The following is an 843-nucleotide window of genomic DNA, read 5'->3' as shown; positions in this document are numbered from 1 at the left end:
CTTTTCGCAGCTGTCCGCGCCCTTCTTCGCCTCTCAGCGCCTAGGCATCCACCGTATGCCCTTACTAACTTGACCTTTTTTTGATGATGACTTCTACCTTTAACTTACGTTATCCGGCATTGGCCATAAATCGCTCGCGCTTTACTTTACCTCTGTGCAGTTTTCAAGGAACAAACCTGTCGCCGTTTGGCGACAAGTGGTTTGATAAAATTGGTGGAGCTAAGCGGGATCGAACCGCTGACCTCTTGAATGCCATTCAAGCGCTCTCCCAGCTGAGCTATAGCCCCATATAAACCGGATAAGTTTCGTATCCGGTTTTGCCGGCTTCGCCGGTCGATCTGGCAACGACCTACTCTCCCAGGGACCAACGTCCCAAGTACCATCGGCGCAGGAGGGCTTAACTGCCGTGTTCGGGATGGGAACGGGTGTGACCCCTCCGCCATTGCCACCAGATCAGTTTGTAATTGTTGAGGTTATCCGGTTCATCACCGGATTTAGAATTTTACTACACCCGGTTGATGTTTTCAACCGGTAAGTTTCTCCAGTCCCTCAAAATCAAACAGTTGTCTTGCGCTGCGTGCTAACCTTTCCCGTTCGGACCTGTCCCACCTGGTAGCTTGCGAGATTACCTCGCTTGCACACCTTGTTGGGAGGTCTCCGTCCGGTTCGACCTCGACATCTCACTGCATAGAGGTGATATCCCTTCGCCAGTAAACTAGCAAGGTTCATCCTCTACCGTGACGAGTCTCCATAGAAAGGAGGTGATCCAGCCGCACCTTCCGATACGGCTACCTTGTTACGACTTCACCCCAATCATCGACCCCACCTTCGGCGGCTGGCTCC

The 843-nt window shown here is 52.4% G+C and carries 1 tRNA gene and 3 rRNA genes; all 4 read right to left on the bottom strand.

From position 1 onward, the window contains the following. Nucleotides 1-75 (bottom strand): 23S ribosomal RNA (locus tag GJ688_RS20025); the annotation flags it as partial. 136 nt (nt 76-211) lie between these two features. Then, nucleotides 212-287, bottom strand: a tRNA-Ala gene (locus tag GJ688_RS20020). A 49-nt stretch (nt 288-336) separates the two neighbouring features. Continuing rightward, nucleotides 337-453: ribosomal RNA gene (gene rrf, locus GJ688_RS20015) — 5S ribosomal RNA — on the bottom strand. A gap of 301 nt (nt 454-754) precedes the next feature. Then, a 16S ribosomal RNA gene (locus GJ688_RS20010) occupies nt 755-843 on the bottom strand; the annotation flags it as partial.

The sequence above is a fragment of the Heliobacterium mobile genome, assembly GCF_009720735.1.
Taxonomy (GTDB): Bacteria; Bacillota; Desulfitobacteriia; order Heliobacteriales; family Heliobacteriaceae; genus Heliobacterium; species Heliobacterium mobile.
This window is presented reverse-complemented; position numbering and strand designations above follow the sequence as displayed.